This window comes from Streptomyces sp. DH-12, assembly GCF_002899455.1.
Classification (GTDB): domain Bacteria; phylum Actinomycetota; class Actinomycetes; order Streptomycetales; family Streptomycetaceae; genus Streptomyces.
The window spans coordinates 4,558,809-4,575,270 of the sequence record NZ_PPFB01000001.1; the positions used below are offsets into that span (position 1 = coordinate 4,558,809).

Consider the following 16,462-nt stretch of genomic DNA (forward strand, 5'->3'; position numbering starts at 1 on the left):
GCTCATGAGGATATGAATATCCGCAGACGACGTCGGCACCCTGGAGGCGCCCCATGTCCGGACCCCGCCCGCCCGTCTCCCGCCACCGCCCTCGGCCGAGGCCCTACGGACCGCCCCCCGGTCCTGTCCGAGCGCCGCGCGGCAGCGAGCTGAGCGCCCTCGGATGGCAGCAGGAGGCCGCCCTGCGGATGCTGCAGAACAACCTCGACCCGGAGGTCGCCGAGCACCCCGACAAACTCGTCGTCTACGGCGGCACCGGCAAGGCGGCCCGCGACTGGCACTCCTTCGACGCCATGGTCCGCACGCTGAAGACCCTCAAGCAGGACGAGACGATGCTCGTCCAGTCCGGCCGCCCCGTCGGCGTCATGCGGACCCACGAGTGGGCGCCGCGCGTCCTCATCGCCAACTCCAACCTGGTCGGCGACTGGGCGAACTGGGAGGAGTTCCGCCGCCTGGAGGCCCTCGGTCTGACCATGTACGGGCAGATGACCGCCGGCTCCTGGATCTACATCGGCACCCAGGGCATCCTCCAGGGCACCTACGAGACCTTCGCCGCCGTCGCCGCCAAGCGCTTCGGCGGCTCGCTCGCCGGCACCGTCACCCTCACCGCCGGACTCGGCGGCATGGGCGGCGCCCAGCCGCTCGCCGTGACGATGAACGACGGCGTGGCGATCTGCGTCGACTGCGACCCGCGCGCCATCGAACGCCGCATCGAGCACCGGTACCTGGACGTCCGCGCCGACTCCCTCGACCACGCCCTCCAGCTCGCCACCGAGGCCCGCGACCGCCGCAGGCCCTTGTCCATCGGCGTGCTCGGCAACGCGGCCGAGATCGTCCCGCAGCTCCTCGCCATGGGCGCCCCGGTCGACATCGTCACCGACCAGACCTCCGCCCACGACCCCCTCGCCTACCTGCCCCTCGGCACGGCCTTCGAGGACATGGCCGACGCGGCCGCCAAGGACCCGGCCGGCTTCACCGCGCGCGCCCGCGAGTCCATGGCCCGGCACGTCGAGGCGATGGTCGGCTTCCAGGACGCGGGCGCCGAGGTCTTCGACTACGGCAACTCCCTCCGCGGCGAGGCCCAGCTCGCCGGGTACGAGCGGGCGTTCGCCTTCCCCGGCTTCGTCCCCGCCTACATCCGCCCGCTGTTCTGCGAGGGCAAGGGCCCCTTCCGCTGGGCCGCCCTCTCCGGCGACCCCGCCGACATCGCGAAGACCGACCGGGCGGTCCTCGACCTGTTCCCGGAGAACGAGTCCCTCGCCCGCTGGATCAGGATGGCCGGCGAGCGGGTCCGCTTCCAGGGCCTGCCCGCCCGCATCTGCTGGCTCGGCTACGGCGAACGCGACAGGGCCGGCGAGCGCTTCAACGACATGGTCGCGAGCGGCGAACTGTCCGCGCCGGTCGTCATCGGGCGCGACCACCTCGACTGCGGGTCCGTGGCCTCCCCCTACCGGGAGACCGAGGCGATGCTCGACGGCTCCGACGCCATCGCCGACTGGCCGCTGCTCAACGCCATGGTGAACGTCGCCTCCGGGGCCTCCTGGGTGTCCCTCCACCACGGCGGGGGCGTCGGCATGGGCCGCTCGATCCACGCCGGGCAGGTCACCGTCGCCGACGGCACCGCCCTGGCCGGCGAGAAGATCCGGCGGGTGCTCACCAACGACCCCGGCATGGGCGTCATCCGGCACGTCGACGCCGGGTACGACATCGCCGAGTCGGTCGCGGACGAGCGGGGCGTGCGCGTCCCCATGCGCGAGGGCGAGCAGGCATGACCCACGGGACCCCCGCCGCCCCCGGGCCCCCCGTACGGCCCGCGCCCGGGGCGGACTCCTTCCACGAGATGTGGCGGCAACTGCTGCCCGTGGGACGGAACTCCACCAGCGGCGGCTACCGCCGGTTCGCCTGGACCGGCGCCGACGCCGACTGCCGGGACTGGTTCCGCGAACAGGCCCGCCGCCGCGGCCTCACCTACGAGGCGGACCGCAACGGCAACCAGTGGGCCTGGCTCGGCGACCCCGCCGAGGGGGACGCCGTGGTCACCGGGTCGCACCTGGACTCCGTGCCCGACGGCGGGGCCTTCGACGGCCCCCTCGGCGTCGTCTCCGCCTTCGCCGCCCTCGACGAACTGCGCCGCCGCGGCGTCCGTCCGGCCAGGCCGCTCGGCATCGTCAACTTCGGCGACGAGGAAGGCGCCCGCTTCGGGCTCGCCTGCGTCGGCTCCCGGCTCACCGCGGGCGCCCTCACCGTCGAACAGGCCCACCGGCTCACCGACGCCGACGGCATCACCCTCCCGCAGGCCATGGAGACCGCCGGCCACGACCCGGACGCCATCGGCCCCGACCCCGTACGCCTCGGCCGCATCGGCGCGTTCGTCGAACTGCACGTCGAGCAGGGCCGGGCGCTGGACCTCACCGGCGACCGGATCGGCGTCGCGTCCGCGATCTGGCCGCACGGCCGCTGGCGGTTCGACTTCCGCGGCGAGGCCAACCACGCCGGCACCACCCGGCTCGCCGACCGGCACGACCCGATGCTGCCGTACGCCGAGACCGTCCTCGCCGCCCGCCGCGAGGCCGAACACGCGGGCGCGGTCGCCACGTTCGGCAAGCTGTCCGTCGAGCCCAACGGCGTCAACGCCGTGCCCTCCCTGGTGCGCGGCTGGCTCGACTCCCGGGCCGCCGACCAGGAGCGGCTGGACGCGGTGGTCGGCGGGGTGCAGCGGGCCGCCCGCGCGTACGCCGCCGCCCACGGCGTCCACCTGGACGTGGAGCGCGAGTCCTTCACCCCCGTCGTCGAGTTCGACCACGCCCTGCGCGACCGGCTCGCCCGCATCCTGGGCGCGGACACCGGCCTGAAGGTGCCCGTCCTCGGCACCGGCGCCGGACACGACGCCGGCATCCTCGCGGGACGCGTCCCGACCGCCATGCTGTTCGTACGCAACCCCACCGGCGTCTCGCACTCCCCGGCCGAGTTCGCCGCCGAGGACGACTGCGTGGCCGGGGTCCTCGCCCTCGCCGACGTACTGGAAGGACTGGCCGCCCCGTGACCGCCACCCCGCGGACGTACTGGCTGGAGCACGCCTGGCTCGGCACGCACGTCGAGCCGGGCGTCGCCCTCGACGTGGCGGACGGGCGCATCGCCGCCGTCCGCACCGGCGCCCCCGCGCCGCCGCCCGGCGCCGAGATCCTGCGCGGACTGACCCTCCCCGGACTGGCGAACGCCCACAGCCACGCCTTCCACCGCGCCCTGCGCTCCACCGTCCAGGTCGGCTCCGGCACCTTCTGGACCTGGCGCGAGGTCATGTACGCCACCGCCGAGCGGCTCACCCCGGACCGCTACCACGCCCTCGCCCGCGCCGTGTACGCCGAGATGGCGCTGGCCGGGATCACGACGGTCGGCGAGTTCCACTACGTGCACCACGCGCCCGGCGGCACGCCCTACGCCGATCCCAACGCCATGGGGGAGGCGCTCCTCGCGGCCGCCGCCGAGGCCGGCATCCGGATCACCCTCCTCGACACCGCCTACCTCTCCTCCGGCTTCGGCCGGCCGCCCACCGCCCACCAGCTCCGCTTCTCCGACGGCGACGCGGACGCCTGGGCCGCACGCTCCTCACTCCTCAGGGACCGGGACCACGCGCGGATCGGCGCGGCCGTGCACTCCGTACGGGCCGTGCCCGCCGAGCAGCTGCCGACCGTGGCGCGCTGGGCCGAGGAGCGGCGGGCCCCGCTGCACGTGCACCTGTCCGAGCAGACCGCCGAGAACGACGCCTGCCGGGAGGCGCACGGCTGCACCCCCGCCCAACTGCTCGCCCTGCACGGCGTGCTCGGGCCGCGCACCACCGGCGTGCACCACACCCACCTCACCCCCGAGGACGTCTCGCTGATCGGCGGCAGCGGCACCGGCACCTGCATGTGCCCCACCACCGAACGCGACCTCGCGGACGGCATCGGACCCGCCGCGGCCCTGCAGAGCGAGGGCTCCCCGCTCAGCCTCGGCTCCGACAGCCACGCCGTCGTCGACCTCTTCGAGGAGGCGCGCGCGATGGAGCTGAACGAGCGGCTGCGCACCCGCACCCGGGGCCACTGGACGGCCGCGGCCCTGCTGCGCGCGGCGACCGTCGACGGGCACGCGGCGCTCGGCTGGGACGACACCGGCGTCATCGAGGCCGGGGCGCGCGCCGACCTCACCACCGTCGCGCTCGACTCGGTCAGGACGGCGGGACCGCCGCCCCGGCTGGGCGCGGAGACAGCCGTGTTCGCCGCGACGGCCGCCGACGTGCGGCACACGGTCGTGGCAGGCCGGCACGTGGTGCGCGACGGGGCGCACACGCTGGTCCCCGACGTGCCCGGAGCCCTCGCGCAGGCGATCCAGGACTTGCGCGCCTGACGACCCATGAGGACACCATGAGCGCCACCGTCATCACCGACATCGCCACACTGGTCACCAACGACCCCTCCCTCCGCGACACGGACCCCCTCGGCCTGGTCCGGGACGCGGCCGTCGTCATGGAGGACGACCGCGTCGTGTGGACCGGTCCCGCAAGCAGAGCACCCGCCACCGACCACCGGGTCGACGCGGGCGGCCGCGCGGTCCTGCCGGGCTTCGTCGACTCCCACTCCCACCTGGTGTTCGCCGGGGACCGCACCGAGGAGTTCAACGCCCGCATGTCGGGCCGCCCGTACAGCGCGGGCGGCATCCGCACCACCGTCGCCGCGACCCGCGCCGCGACCGAGGCGGAACTGGAGACGAATCTCACCCGCCACCTGGCGGAGGCGCTGCGCCAGGGCACCACGACCTTCGAGACCAAGTCCGGCTACGGCCTGACGGTCGAGGACGAGGCGCGCGCCCTGCGCCTCGCCGCCCGCCACACCGACGAGGTCACCTATCTCGGCGCCCACGTCGTCGCCCCCGAGTACGCCGACGACCCGGCCGGCTACGTCGCCCTGGTCACCGGCGAGATGCTGGACGCCTGCGCGCCGCACGCCCGCTGGATCGACGTGTTCTGCGAGAAGGGCGCCTTCGACGGCGACCAGGCGCGCGCGATCCTCACCGCCGGCCGTGCGAAGGGCCTGCACCCGCGGATCCACGCCAACCAGCTCTCGTACGGCCCCGGCGTGCGGCTGGCCGTGGAGCTGGACGCGGCCAGCGCCGACCACTGCACCCACCTCACCGACGCCGACGTGGACGCGCTGGCGCACAGCGCGACCGTCGCCACGCTGCTGCCCGGCGCGGAGTTCTCCACCCGCGCCGCGTGGCCGGACGCCCGGCGGCTGCTGGACGCGGGAGCGACGGTGGCGCTGTCCACCGACTGCAACCCCGGTTCGTCCTTCACCTCGTCGGTGCCGTTCTGCGTCGCGCTCGCCGTACGGGACATGGGGATGACGCCCGACGAGGCCGTCTGGGCGGCCACGGCGGGCGGCGCGGCGGCACTGCGGCGCACCGACGTCGGCCGGCTCGTCCCGGGCGCGTACGCGGACCTGGTGCTGCTCGACGCCCCCAGCCATGTCCACCTGGCCTACCGGCCGGGCGTCCCGCTGGTCACGGGCGTGTGGCGCAGGGGCGTACGGCGGGTCTGAGAGGCCGCCGAACGGCCCCCGGACCCCCGGAGGGCGGCCCGGACCCGGGCCGCCCTCCGGGGGACGGACGTCACGTGGCGGGAATCACTCCTCGACCGTGAGGCCCTTGCGCAGCTTCACCAGCGTCCGGGACAGCAGCCGGGAGACGTGCATCTGGGAGATGCCGAGCTCCTCGCCGATCTCCGACTGGGTCATGCCGGCGACGAACCGCAGCGACAGGATCCTCCGGTCCCGCGACGGCAGTTCGGCGATCAGCGGCTTCAACGACTCGATGTACTCGATGCCTTCGAGCCCGTGGTCCTCGTAGCCGATCCGGTCGGCCAGCGCGCCCTCGGTGTCGTCCTCCTCGGGCTGGGCGTCCAGCGAGGAGGCGGTGTACGCGTTCGACGCGGCCATGCCCTCGACGACCTCGTCGGGGGTGATGCCCAGCCGGTCCGCCAGCTCGGCCACCGTCGGCGCGCGGTCGAGCTGCTGGGCCAGTTCGTCACCGGCCCTGGCCAGGTCCAGCCGCAGTTCCTGCAGGCGGCGCGGCACGCGCACGGACCACGAGGTGTCGCGGAAGAAGCGCTTGATCTCGCCGATGATGGTCGGCATCGCGAAGGTGGGGAACTCCACACCCCGCGTGTGTTCGAAGCGGTCGATCGCCTTGATCAGGCCGATGGTGCCGACCTGGATGATGTCCTCCATGGGCTCGCTGCGCGAGCGGAACCGGGAGGCGGCGAACTTGACCAGGGCGAGGTTCAGTTCGACGAGCGTGGTGCGTACGTACGAGTACTCGGGACTGCCTTCGTCGAGCGACTCCAGGCGCTCGAACAGGGTCTTGGACAGGGCCCGTGCGTCCACCGGGCCCACCTCGTCGTACGGGGGGATCTCCGGGAGTCCGGCGAGGAGGCCGTCCGGGTCGACTCCCAGGCCGCCCTGCTCGAGGGGATCCAGATGTTCCGGAGGTGGTGTCGACGTCGCTTCTCGGGTAGGCGATGCGTCGAGCCGGGGTGACATGATGTCCTCCATCGTTCTCGGCATATGGCTGCCGAAGCCGATACGTGCACTGCGGTGTGCGGCGCCTCCAAAGCCGGCCGTGTCGGGTACGTGTCTTACTAGCCCTACCGGCTGCTCGAAGCCCGGTGCAAGTGTGTTCTGTGTGGTTATGTCCGTTTGTGCGCGATTGTTAGAGTGTCGATGCGTAGCCGGAAGGCGTAATGTTCGAGGGCGTCAGGAACAGCCACGACCTCGGGAGAGAGAGACGGCATGGACCGCGGGACGGTCGGCAGCGCACAGTCGGGCCGGCTTCTGGTCGAGGTGCGAGAAGAGGGCCCCAGTGCCGTCGTGACCCCGGCGGGTGAGTTGGACCACCACACCGCCGATCTGTTGCGGGAGCCACTGGAGGACTGCCTCGCCAAGGGTTTCAAGCGGCTTGTCATCGACTGCTCCCGGCTGGAGTTCTGTGACTCCACGGGGCTGAACGTGCTGCTCGGCGCCCGGCTGAAGGCCGAGGCGGGCGGAGGCGGGGTGCACCTCGTGGGGATGCAGCCCGTTGTCGCGCGCGTGTTCGAGATCACGGGGGCGGACGCGGTGTTCGCCGTTCACGACACGCTCGAGGCGGCCCTGGCCGACGATTCGGCGTGACGCGCGCGGGCAGGCCCGGCGGGGTGCTCGCGCCGCGCCCGCCGGCGACGGGGGGCCTCCGGCGCGTCTTTTCGTGCAATACGGGGGTGTCCCGGCGGACGGCTCGGGCAGGAGACACCCTGAACGTCCCGGACGCGGTGGCCGGGAGGGCGCCGAGAACCGTTCGGGCCGTCCGCGCGTGACTGACCGAGTACGGAATATTTCGATGGTGAACTGGTGACACGGTGAGGTGAGGCGCTGATGAGCACCACCCGGCCCTACCCGCCGGGCGACCGCGGTCCGGAGCCCAGCGGCGCTTCCGGGACGCCCGGGGGCGCTGCACCGGCCGCGGCCGTCCCGGACGGCGGCGTGGCCGTGCCGACCGCACCGGCGTCGCCACCGGGTCCGTCCGGCGGCACCCAGGTGCGCCGGCTGAGCTTCGAGGACCAGAGCGGGGTCGTGCCGCTCGCGCGGGACTTCACGCGGCAGGCGCTGTACGACTGGGGCTGGCTGCCGACCGCCACGGCGGACCGGCGGGCCGCCGCCGAGGACGTCCTGCTCGTGGTGTCCGAGCTGGTCACCAACGCGTGCCTGCACGCCGAGGGGCCGGATCTGCTGACCATCACCTGCGACCGCAAGGTGATCCGGCTCGAGGTCACCGACCGGGGCACCGGCCAGCCGTCCCCGCGCACGCCTCACCGCGCGGGCCGGCCGGGAGGCCACGGCATGTTCATCGTCCAGCGCCTGTGCCTGGACTGGGGCGTGCTCCGCGCCCCCGACATCGCGGGCAAGACGGTCTGGGCCGAACTGGGCACCCCCTCCTGACGCCGGACCCCCTCCCGACACCCTGCGCGCCGTCCCGCGCCGCCCTGCGAGCATGTGGCGCCGCCCGAGACGCACGTCCCGTGCGGCCGCGCCGGCCTCGGGGGCTCCCGCGCGGGGCGCTTCTGCGCAGGCTGCTCCGTGCGCTGCCCTTCGGCGCCGGCGTCATGGGGCGCCGCCCGCCGTCCGCTCCAGGACGCGGAGCGCCGGTCGAGGGGCGCCACCGCCTCGCAGCCCTCGCGCGAGCGCCCCGCCCGGCAGCGGAAGCCGCTGTACGCCCCTGAGCCGCCGCGGCCCGAGCTCACCGCCCCCAGGTGGCCCGTCCGTGCCCTCAGGCCGCCTCAGAGCCCTCTGAGCGACTCCCAGGCCCCCTCCTCGGCGGAAACCGGGCCGCAGCGCCCCGATGCCCGCCGCGGCCGCCCCGCGCGAACGCCCCCTCGCACCGCCCGGCGCGGGCGGTCTCTCCCACCGCGCCGGAGGGCGGGCCCCCGCCTCGCCCGGGTACCGGACGCGCCTCCGAACCGCCTCCCTCACAACGTCGGGGCCCGCGCCGTCCCGCCTCCCGCCTGGCGCACGCGTCGGCACGTCCGCGCCCGGCGCCCCCCAGCGCCCGGGGAGCCCCAGCCGTGCCGGGGCACGCACCCCGGCCACCTCGCCCCGCGTGCCTGCGCGCACCCGCCCCGCGCCGCCCCGCACCCTGTGCCGACCGCACCCCCTCACACCCGAAGGACCCCGCGGCCGTGTCGGCTGCGGGGCCCTTCTCCCGGTGCGGGGTGCGGTCAGTGCCGTCTCAGCGGACGTCGCCCATCAGGGCCTTGACCTTGTTGCGGTACATCCAGACCGCCGCGCCGGCCAGGACCGCGAGGGTCGCCTCCAGGGCGACGATGCCCGTCTTGTTGAGGTCGACGCCGGCGATGGACAGCAGGCCGGTCGTGGCGTCGCCGGCGGTGACGGCGAGGAACCAGACGCCCATCATCTGCGAGGCGTACTTCGCGGGCGCCATCTTCGTGGTGACCGACAGGCCGACCGGGGAGAGCAGCAGCTCGCCGACGGTCTGGACGAAGTAGACCGCCACCAGCCACAGCGCGGCCGCCTTGTGACCGCCCTCGGCGATCGACAGCGGGGCGAGGAACAGGAAGAACGAGACGCCGACCAGCATCAGACCGGAGGCGAACTTCACGATCGTGCTCGGCTCCTTGCCGCGCCGGTTCAGCGCGAGCCAGATCCAGGCGAAGACCGGGGCCAGGGCCATGATCAGGACCGGGTTGACCGACTGGTACCAGGAGACCGGGAAGTCCCAGCCGAAGACGCTGTTCTCGGCCGACGAGTCGGCGAAGATCGACAGGGTCGAGCCGCCCTGGTCGTAGATCATCCAGAAGATCGCGGCGGCGACGAAGAACCAGATGTACGCGGACATCTTCGACTGCTCGGTGCGGTCGAGGTCCTTGTCGCGCTTGATGCGGACCAGCACCATCACCGGGATGATCACGCCGAGCAGGGTCAGCGGGACCAGGATCCAGTTCAGGGTGTAGTGGCCGGAGAACCCGACGATCGCGTACGCCACGACGGCGATGCCCGCCCACAGCGCGGACTTGCGCAGCGTGGAGGCCTTCTCCTCGGCCGACAGCGGCTTCGGGACGACGCTGGACTGCGCGTCCAGGTGGCGGCTGCCCAGCAGGAACTGCGTCACGCCGAGACCCATGCCGAGCGCGGCGAGCGCGAAGCCCAGGTGCCAGTTGACGCTCTCACCGACGGTGCCGATGATCAGCGGCGCGGCGAAGGCACCGAGGTTGATGCCCATGTAGAAGACGGTGAAGCCGCCGTCCCGGCGCGGGTCGTCCGGGCCCTGGTAGAGCTGGCCGACCATCGTGGAGATGTTGGCCTTCAGCAGGCCGGAGCCGATCGCGACGAGGCCGAGGCCGCCGTAGAAGGTGCCCGAGTAGGGCAGGGCCAGCGTCAGGTGGCCCAGCATGATGATGCCGCCGGCGACGGCGACGGTCCTGCGGGGGCCCCAGACCCGGTCGCCGAACCAGCCGCCGGGCATGGCGAGCAGGTACACCAGCGAGAGGTACACCGAGTAGATGGCGGTGGCGGTGCCCGCGCTCAGACCGAGTCCGCCCGGCGCGACGAGGTACAGCGGGAGCAGGGCCCTCATGCCGTAGTAGGAGAAACGCTCCCACATCTCGGTCATGAAGAGTGTGGCCAGTCCGCGGGGGTGGCCGAAGAAGGTCTTCTCGGATCCGGGGGTGCCCGGGGAGGCCGAGTCCTTCGTCAGGCTGGACGCCATGGTCGTTCCTTGCTGTCGGGACGCGTCGCGCGAGACGGGTACGCGCCCGGTGGGGGGCTGGCCGGCACCGGCGGGCCGTACCGTCCGCCCCACGCCCGGGGGATGCCGCCCCGGATCACGGAGCGGCGGACGGCGACCACCGGGATCCACGCCCCCGCCGCGCGTCGACGCGCGGTGAAGGCCCGGCCACAGGTCATTGCTTCAGGGACCGGCAGAGCGTGCCGGCCCGCACACAAAAGAGACCCTCAGCGTCAACTGCCGCCAAAGGTCCCCGCGGTGCAACAGGCGTTGGTTCACCATACGGCAGGACAGTGCCGGATATGGAAGGACTTGAGACGTGAATCACAGGTTTTAAAGGAACCGGGAGCGCCCATTCGAAGGTCTGCCCAGCATCGCACCTCGCACCCGCAGGTCCGTACCAAGGGTGCGGGAGGGGAGGACCGGGCGGGACGCCGGCGGGGACCGAGCCCGCCGATCACGCCCCTGCGGCTCGGGCCGCGGGTCTACCATCATCGGCATGACCCGTGTACTGCTCGCCGAGGACGACGCGTCCATCTCGGAGCCGCTGGCCCGCGCCCTGCGCCGGGAGGGTTACGACGTCGAGGTGCGTGAGGACGGACCCGGCGCCCTGGAGGCCGGCATGCAGGGCGGCGTCGACCTGGTCGTGCTGGACCTCGGGCTGCCCGGCATGGACGGCCTGGAGGTCGCCCGCCGGCTCCGCGCCGAGGGGCACACGGTCCCCCTGCTGATCCTCACCGCGCGCGCCGACGAGGTGGACACGGTCGTCGGCCTGGACGCGGGCGCCGACGACTACGTCACCAAGCCGTTCCGGCTCGCCGAGCTGCTGGCCAGGGTCCGGGCCCTGCTGCGGCGCGGCGCGGCCGAGCCGCAGCAGCCGCCCGCCACCCACGGCGTGCGCATCGACGTCGAGTCGCACCGGGCGTGGATGGGCGACGAGGAGCTCCAGCTCACCGCCAAGGAGTTCGACCTGCTGCGGGTGCTGGTGCGCGACGCGGGCCGGGTCGTCACCCGCGACCAGCTGATGCGCGAGGTCTGGGACACCACCTGGTGGTCCTCCACCAAGACCCTCGACATGCACATCTCCTGGCTGCGCAAGAAGCTCGGCGACGACGCGGCCAACCCCCGTTACATCGCCACCGTGCGCGGCGTGGGCTTCCGCTTCGAGAAGAGCTGAGAGAGCTGGACCCCGCCGGGGTTCCGCCGCCGGGTGGGAGAACATGCGCCGCCGTCTGATCCAGTCCACGCTCGCCGTGGTCCTCGTCGTGATCGCCGTCTTCGGCGTCTCCCTGGTGATCGTCGAGACCCGCACCATCACCGAGACCGCCAAGGAGCGCGTGGAGTCCGAGGCGGTGCGGCTGGCCAGCATCGTCGACAGCCGGCTGCTCGTCGAGGACAAGGTCACCGCCGAGGTCCTCGACGACCAGATGCCCGACGACCGGTACGCCGTCGTCCGGCTCCCCGGCAAGCCGCCCATCGAGGTCGGCTCCAAGCCGGACGGCGACGTCATCAGCGCCACGGCGCCCGGCGAGGAGGGCGAGACGGTCACCGTCCAGGAGTCGCGCTCCTCGGTGACCGAGGAGGTCGGCCGCACCCTGCTGATCATCGGCCTGGTCGCGCTGCTCGCGGTGATCGCGGCGGTGCTGCTGGCGATCCGGCAGGCCAACCGCCTGGCCTCCCCGCTGACCGACCTCGCCGAGACCGCCGAGCGGCTCGGCTCCGGCGACCCGCGCCCCCGCCACCGCCGCTACGGCGTCCCCGAGCTGGACCGGGTCGCCGACGTGCTGGACGCCTCCGCCGAACGCATCGCCCGCATGCTGACCGCCGAGCGGCGGCTTGCCGCCGACGCCTCCCACCAGCTGCGCACCCCGCTCACCGCGCTGTCCATGCGGCTGGAGGAGATCACCCTCACCGACGACCCGGAGACGGTGAAGGAGGAGGCGACGATCGCGCTCACGCAGGTGGAGCGGCTGACGGACGTGGTGGAGCGGCTGCTGACCAACTCCCGGGACCCGCGCACCGGCTCCGCCGTCACCTTCGAACTCGACGAGGTGATCACGCAGCAGCTCGCCGAGTGGCGCCCCGCCTACCGCAGCGCCGGCCGGGCCATCGTCGCCTCCGGCAAGCGGAACCTGCGGGCCGTGGGCACCCCGGGCGCGGTCGCCCAGGTGCTGGCCGCGCTGATCGAGAACTCGCTGATGCACGGCGGCGGCACGGTCGCCCTGCGCACCCGGGTCACCGGCAACCAGGTCGTCGTGGAGGTCACCGACGAGGGGCCGGGCGTGCCCGCCGAGCTGGGCGCGCGGATCTTCGAGCGGGCGATCAGCGGCCGCAACTCCACCGGGATCGGCCTGGCGGTCGCCCGGGACCTGGCGGAGGCGGACGGCGGCCGTCTGGAGATGCTGCAGGCCAGCCCGGCCGTCTTCGGCCTGTTCCTGTCCCGCACGCCCCCGCGGAAGGACCCCGACGAGGAGACCCGTACGACGGTCCGCTGAGACCGAACGGTCCGCCGAGCGGCACGCGCGGCGGTTACGGCACGCGCTGCCTGGGCCGCCCCCCGGCGACCGGCGCCCCGCCCGCCACGGGCTCCTCCCGCACCGGCAGGGCGCGGAACACCCAGGTGCGGTAGGACCAGAAGCGGAACAGCGTCGCGACGCCGATGCCGAGGAACTTGAAGATGTTGCTCTGCAGCGGGCTGTCCCAGCCGAAGCCGTACGTCGCCGTGTAGAGCACGCCGTTCTCGATCACCAGGCCGATGACGCTGAACAGCAGGAACAGCGACATCTCGCGGGTGCGCCGGGACTTGTCGCGGTCCCGGTAGGTGAAGTACCGGAAGCCGACGTAGTTGAAGACGATCGCGACCACGGTGGCGATGACGCTCGCGCGCACCACCTGGAGGTCGGTCGCCTGCCGGACCAGGTTGAACACACCGAGGTTGACCAGAACCCCGGCTCCCCCCACCGCGCCGAACTTGGCCGCTTCGCGGAAGAGCCGCCGAAGCCCCGAGGAACCTTGTCCCATCGCCCACAGGCTCCCGTCGGTCGAGTGCGTCAACTCCGCCATGCTAACCACCCGCACGCGCGATCTTCCTGCGGACGCCGCGTCGCCCGCGCCCCGCGCGTCCCTTCCGTCCCGCCCGACGGGCGGGAATCGGCCACCCTGGCGCGGGCGGATACCCTGGGGGCGTGACGTTCCCGGTAGTCGGCATGGTCGGCGGCGGTCAGCTCGCTCGTATGACACACGAGGCGGGCATCCCGCTCGGCATCAGGTTCAAGCTCCTCAGTGACACCCCGCAGGATTCCGCGGCCCAGGTGGTGAGCGACGTCGTCGTCGGCGACTACCGCGACCTGGACACGCTGCGCGACTTCGCACGCGGCTGCGACGTGATCACCTTCGACCACGAGCACGTGCCCACCGAGCACCTCAGGGCCCTGGAGGCGGACGGCATCCCCGTCCGCCCCGGCCCCGACGCGCTGGTGCACGCCCAGGACAAGGGCGTGATGCGCGCGAGGCTGGAGGCGATCGGCGTGCCCTGCCCGCGCCACCGCATCGTCGACGACCCGGCCGACGTGGCCGCGTTCGCGGCGGAGGGCGGGGGAGGCTTCCCCGTCGTCCTCAAGACCGTCCGCGGCGGCTACGACGGCAAGGGCGTGTGGGTCGTGGACTCCGTGGAGGAGGCCGCCGAGCCGTTCAGGGCCGGCGTGCCCGTGCTCGCCGAGGAGAAGGTCGACTTCGTGCGCGAGCTGGCCGCCAACGTCGTGCGCTCCCCGCACGGACAGGCCGTCGCCTACCCGGTCGTGGAGTCCCGGCAGGTGAACGGCGTCTGCGACACCGTCATCGCGCCCGCACCGGACCTCGACGAGAGCCTCGCGCTGAAGGCCGAGGAGATGGCGCTGACCATCGCCCGGGAACTCGGCGTGGTCGGCCACCTCGCGGTGGAGCTGTTCCAGACCCGCGACGGCCGCATCCTCGTCAACGAACTCGCCATGCGCCCGCACAACTCCGGCCACTGGTCCATGGACGGCGCGATCACCTCGCAGTTCGCCAATCACGTCCGCGCCGTCCTCGACCTCCCGCTCGGCGACCCCCGCCCGCGCGCGAAGTGGACGGTCATGGTCAACGTCCTCGGCGGCGACTACCCGGACATGTACTCCGCGTACCTGCACTGCATGGCGCGCGACCCGCGGCTGAAGATCCACATGTACGGCAAGGACGTGAAGCCCGGCCGCAAGGTCGGTCACGTGAACACCTACGGCGACGACCTGGACGACGTGCTGGAGCGCGCCCGTCACGCAGCCGGCTACCTGAGAGGCACGATCACCGAATGAGTCCCGCCCACCCGTCGCCCGGCCACCGCCCCTCAACGAGCGCTGACGCGCGCCCCTTCCCTTCGGTGGGCATCGTCATGGGGTCCGACTCCGACTGGCCCGTCATGGAGGCGGCGGCCAAGGCCCTCGACGAGTTCGAGATCGCCTACGAGACCGACGTCGTCTCCGCGCACCGCATGCCGCGCGAGATGATCGCGTACGGCGAGCAGGCCGCGGACCGCGGGCTCAAGGTGATCATCGCCGGCGCGGGCGGCGCCGCCCATCTGCCCGGGATGCTCGCCTCCGTGACCCCGCTGCCCGTCATCGGCGTGCCGGTGCCGCTGAAGCACCTCGACGGCATGGACTCGCTGCTGTCCATCGTGCAGATGCCGGCCGGGGTGCCGGTCGCCACCGTCTCCGTGGCCGGCGCGCGCAACGCGGGCCTGCTCGCGGTCCGTGTCCTCGCCGCCCACGACGAGGAACTGCTCGGCCGCATGAGGGAGTTCCAGCAGGAGCTGAACGACCAGGCGACCGAGAAGGGCAAGCGGCTGCGGGCCAGGGCCGAGGGGTCCGCGAACGGCTTCGGCTTCGGGAAGTGAGCCCCGTGACCTCCCTGGACGACGCCCGCGCGCTGCTCGCCGAGTTCCCCGTCGTCGACGGGCACAACGACCTGCCCTGGGCGCTGCGCGAACAGGTCACCTACGACCTCGACGCCCGCGACATCGCCGGCGACCAGTCGGCCCACCTGCACACCGACATCCCCCGGCTGCGGGCCGGCGGCGTCGGCGCGCAGTTCTGGTCGGTGTACGTCCGCGCCGACGCCCCCGACCCGGTGCCGGCCACGCTCGAACAGATCGACTGCGTACGGCAGTTGCTGGAGCGGTACCCGAAGGACCTGGCGCCCGCGCTGACCGCCGCCGACATGGAGGCCGCGCGCCGCGAGGGCCGTATCGCCTCCCTCATGGGGGCGGAGGGCGGCCACTCCATCGCCTGCTCCCTCGGCACGCTGCGCGGGTTGTACGGCCTCGGGGTGCGCTACCTGACCCTCACCCACAACTTCAACGTGGCGTGGGCGGACTCGGCGACCGACGAGCCCGGCGTGGGCGGACTGTCGGCGTTCGGCCGTGAGGTGGTGCGGGAGATGAACCGGCTCGGCATGCTGGTCGACCTCTCCCACGTCGCCGCCACCACCATGCGGGACGCGCTGGACACCAGCACGGCGCCGGTGATCTTCTCCCACTCCTCGGCCCGCGCGGTCTGCGACCACCCGCGGAACATCCCCGACGACGTGCTGGAGCGGCTGCCCGCCAACGGCGGCGTCGCGATGGTGACGTTCGTGCCGAAGTTCGTGCTCCAGGCCGCCGTCGACTGGACGGCGGCCGCCGACGAGAACATGCGCGCGCACGGCTTCCACCACCTCGACACCACCGCCGAGGCGATGAAGGTGCACCGCGCCTTCGAGGAGACCCACCCGCGCCCCGTCGCCACGGTGGCCACGGTCGCCGACCACCTCGACCACATGCGCGAGGTCGCCGGCATCGACCACCTCGGCATCGGCGGCGACTACGACGGCACGGCCTTCACCCCCGACGGCCTGGACGACGTCTCCGGCTACCCCCGGCTGATCGCGGAGCTGCTGGACCGCGGCTGGTCCCGCGCCGACCTGGCCAAGCTGACCTGGCAGAACGCGGTCCGCGTGCTGGGCGCCGCTGAGGACGTGGCCCGCGGCCTGCGCACGACGCGCGCGCCGTCCAACGCCACCATCGAGGCGCTGGACGGCTGACCGGCCCACGCGGCGCGGGACCCCCGGGTTTACCCCGAACGCCGCGTTCACCAGGAAGCCGGAGGGG

14 protein-coding genes are annotated in these 16,462 nt (G+C 73.2%); 11 read left to right on the top strand and 3 right to left on the bottom strand.

Annotated features, from left to right (window positions below; genetic code table 11):
• The first annotated feature begins 53 nt into the window (after positions 1–53).
• From hutU to hutI, 4 genes are read left to right on the top strand one after another with little or no spacing between them, the layout of a single operon-like run.
• Complete coding sequence (gene hutU / locus C1708_RS19490) at positions 54–1,772, top strand: urocanate hydratase (protein ID WP_106413883.1); 1,719 nt, start codon at positions 54–56, stop codon at positions 1,770–1,772.
• Positions 1,769–3,043, top strand: a complete 1,275-nt coding sequence (locus C1708_RS19495) for an allantoate amidohydrolase (protein ID WP_106413884.1) — start codon at positions 1,769–1,771, stop codon at positions 3,041–3,043. The genes hutU and C1708_RS19495 overlap by 4 nt, the downstream gene beginning before the upstream one ends.
• Entirely contained in the window at positions 3,040–4,383 is a 1,344-nt protein-coding gene (locus C1708_RS19500; RefSeq protein ID WP_106413885.1) for a formimidoylglutamate deiminase, read from the top strand. Before C1708_RS19495 ends, C1708_RS19500 begins: the two co-directional genes overlap by 4 nt.
• A 17-nt stretch (positions 4,384–4,400) precedes the next feature.
• Positions 4,401–5,573, top strand: a complete 1,173-nt coding sequence (hutI, locus tag C1708_RS19505; RefSeq protein WP_106413886.1) for an imidazolonepropionase — start codon at positions 4,401–4,403, stop codon at positions 5,571–5,573.
• A gap of 84 nt (positions 5,574–5,657) precedes the next feature.
• Here the strand turns inward: hutI and C1708_RS19510 are convergent, their stop codons facing one another.
• Entirely contained in the window at positions 5,658–6,572 is a 915-nt protein-coding gene (locus C1708_RS19510) for an RNA polymerase sigma factor SigF (protein WP_106416378.1), read from the bottom strand.
• Between the two features lie 249 nt (positions 6,573–6,821).
• Here C1708_RS19510 and C1708_RS19515 point away from each other — a divergent pair, with 249 nt between their 5' ends.
• Both C1708_RS19515 and C1708_RS19520 read left to right on the top strand, forming a co-directional pair.
• Complete coding sequence (locus C1708_RS19515; RefSeq protein ID WP_106413887.1) at positions 6,822–7,199, top strand: STAS domain-containing protein; 378 nt, start codon at positions 6,822–6,824, stop codon at positions 7,197–7,199.
• Positions 7,200–7,439: 240 nt separating this feature from the next.
• Entirely contained in the window at positions 7,440–8,003 is a 564-nt protein-coding gene (locus C1708_RS19520) for an ATP-binding protein (RefSeq protein WP_106413888.1), read from the top strand.
• A 787-nt stretch (positions 8,004–8,790) separates the two neighbouring features.
• Here C1708_RS19520 and C1708_RS19525 read toward each other — a convergent pair.
• Positions 8,791–10,287, bottom strand: coding sequence for an oligopeptide:H+ symporter (locus C1708_RS19525; RefSeq protein WP_106413889.1), 1,497 nt, complete (start codon positions 10,285–10,287; stop codon positions 8,791–8,793).
• 517 nt (positions 10,288–10,804) lie between these two features.
• Between C1708_RS19525 and C1708_RS19530 the strand changes: the two genes are divergently transcribed.
• Both C1708_RS19530 and C1708_RS19535 read left to right on the top strand, forming a co-directional pair.
• Entirely contained in the window at positions 10,805–11,482 is a 678-nt protein-coding gene (locus tag C1708_RS19530) for a response regulator transcription factor (protein ID WP_106413890.1), read from the top strand.
• A 43-nt stretch (positions 11,483–11,525) separates the two neighbouring features.
• Positions 11,526–12,800: a sensor histidine kinase gene (locus C1708_RS19535; RefSeq protein ID WP_106413891.1), complete on the top strand. Its 1,275-nt coding sequence runs from the start codon at positions 11,526–11,528 to the stop codon at positions 12,798–12,800.
• A 34-nt stretch (positions 12,801–12,834) separates the two neighbouring features.
• On the opposite strand, the gene C1708_RS19540 is transcribed toward C1708_RS19535, so the two are convergent.
• Entirely contained in the window at positions 12,835–13,326 is a 492-nt protein-coding gene (locus tag C1708_RS19540; protein WP_106416379.1) for a GtrA family protein, read from the bottom strand.
• A 164-nt stretch (positions 13,327–13,490) separates the two neighbouring features.
• Here C1708_RS19540 and C1708_RS19545 point away from each other — a divergent pair, with 164 nt between their 5' ends.
• From C1708_RS19545 to C1708_RS19555, 3 genes are all read left to right on the top strand, one after another.
• Positions 13,491–14,633: a 5-(carboxyamino)imidazole ribonucleotide synthase gene (locus C1708_RS19545; RefSeq protein ID WP_106413892.1), complete on the top strand. Its 1,143-nt coding sequence runs from the start codon at positions 13,491–13,493 to the stop codon at positions 14,631–14,633.
• 77 nt (positions 14,634–14,710) lie between these two features.
• Positions 14,711–15,211, top strand: a complete 501-nt coding sequence (gene purE / locus C1708_RS19550; protein ID WP_106416380.1) for a 5-(carboxyamino)imidazole ribonucleotide mutase — start codon at positions 14,711–14,713, stop codon at positions 15,209–15,211.
• Positions 15,212–15,216: 5 nt separating this feature from the next.
• Positions 15,217–16,395 (top strand): dipeptidase, encoded by a 1,179-nt coding sequence (locus tag C1708_RS19555; protein ID WP_106413893.1) that lies wholly within the window; start codon positions 15,217–15,219, stop codon positions 16,393–16,395.
• Positions 16,396–16,462: the final 67 nt, after the last annotated feature.

Bases quoted from the DNA above. Each gene is read 5' to 3' on its own strand.
- hutU (WP_106413883.1), top strand. From the start codon at position 54: ATGTCCGGACCCCGCCCGCCCGTCTCCCGCCACCGCCCTCGGCCGAGG.
- C1708_RS19495 (WP_106413884.1), top strand. From the start codon at position 1,769: ATGACCCACGGGACCCCCGCCGCCCCCGGGCCCCCCGTACGGCCCGCG.
- hutI (WP_106413886.1), top strand. From the start codon at position 4,401: ATGAGCGCCACCGTCATCACCGACATCGCCACACTGGTCACCAACGAC.
- C1708_RS19510 (WP_106416378.1), bottom strand. From the start codon at position 6,572: ATGTCACCCCGGCTCGACGCATCGCCTACCCGAGAAGCGACGTCGACA.
- C1708_RS19515 (WP_106413887.1), top strand. From the start codon at position 6,822: ATGGACCGCGGGACGGTCGGCAGCGCACAGTCGGGCCGGCTTCTGGTC.
- C1708_RS19520 (WP_106413888.1), top strand. From the start codon at position 7,440: ATGAGCACCACCCGGCCCTACCCGCCGGGCGACCGCGGTCCGGAGCCC.
- C1708_RS19525 (WP_106413889.1), bottom strand. From the start codon at position 10,287: ATGGCGTCCAGCCTGACGAAGGACTCGGCCTCCCCGGGCACCCCCGGA.
- C1708_RS19530 (WP_106413890.1), top strand. From the start codon at position 10,805: ATGACCCGTGTACTGCTCGCCGAGGACGACGCGTCCATCTCGGAGCCG.
- C1708_RS19535 (WP_106413891.1), top strand. From the start codon at position 11,526: ATGCGCCGCCGTCTGATCCAGTCCACGCTCGCCGTGGTCCTCGTCGTG.
- C1708_RS19540 (WP_106416379.1), bottom strand. From the start codon at position 13,326: ATGGGACAAGGTTCCTCGGGGCTTCGGCGGCTCTTCCGCGAAGCGGCC.
- purE (WP_106416380.1), top strand. From the start codon at position 14,711: ATGGGGTCCGACTCCGACTGGCCCGTCATGGAGGCGGCGGCCAAGGCC.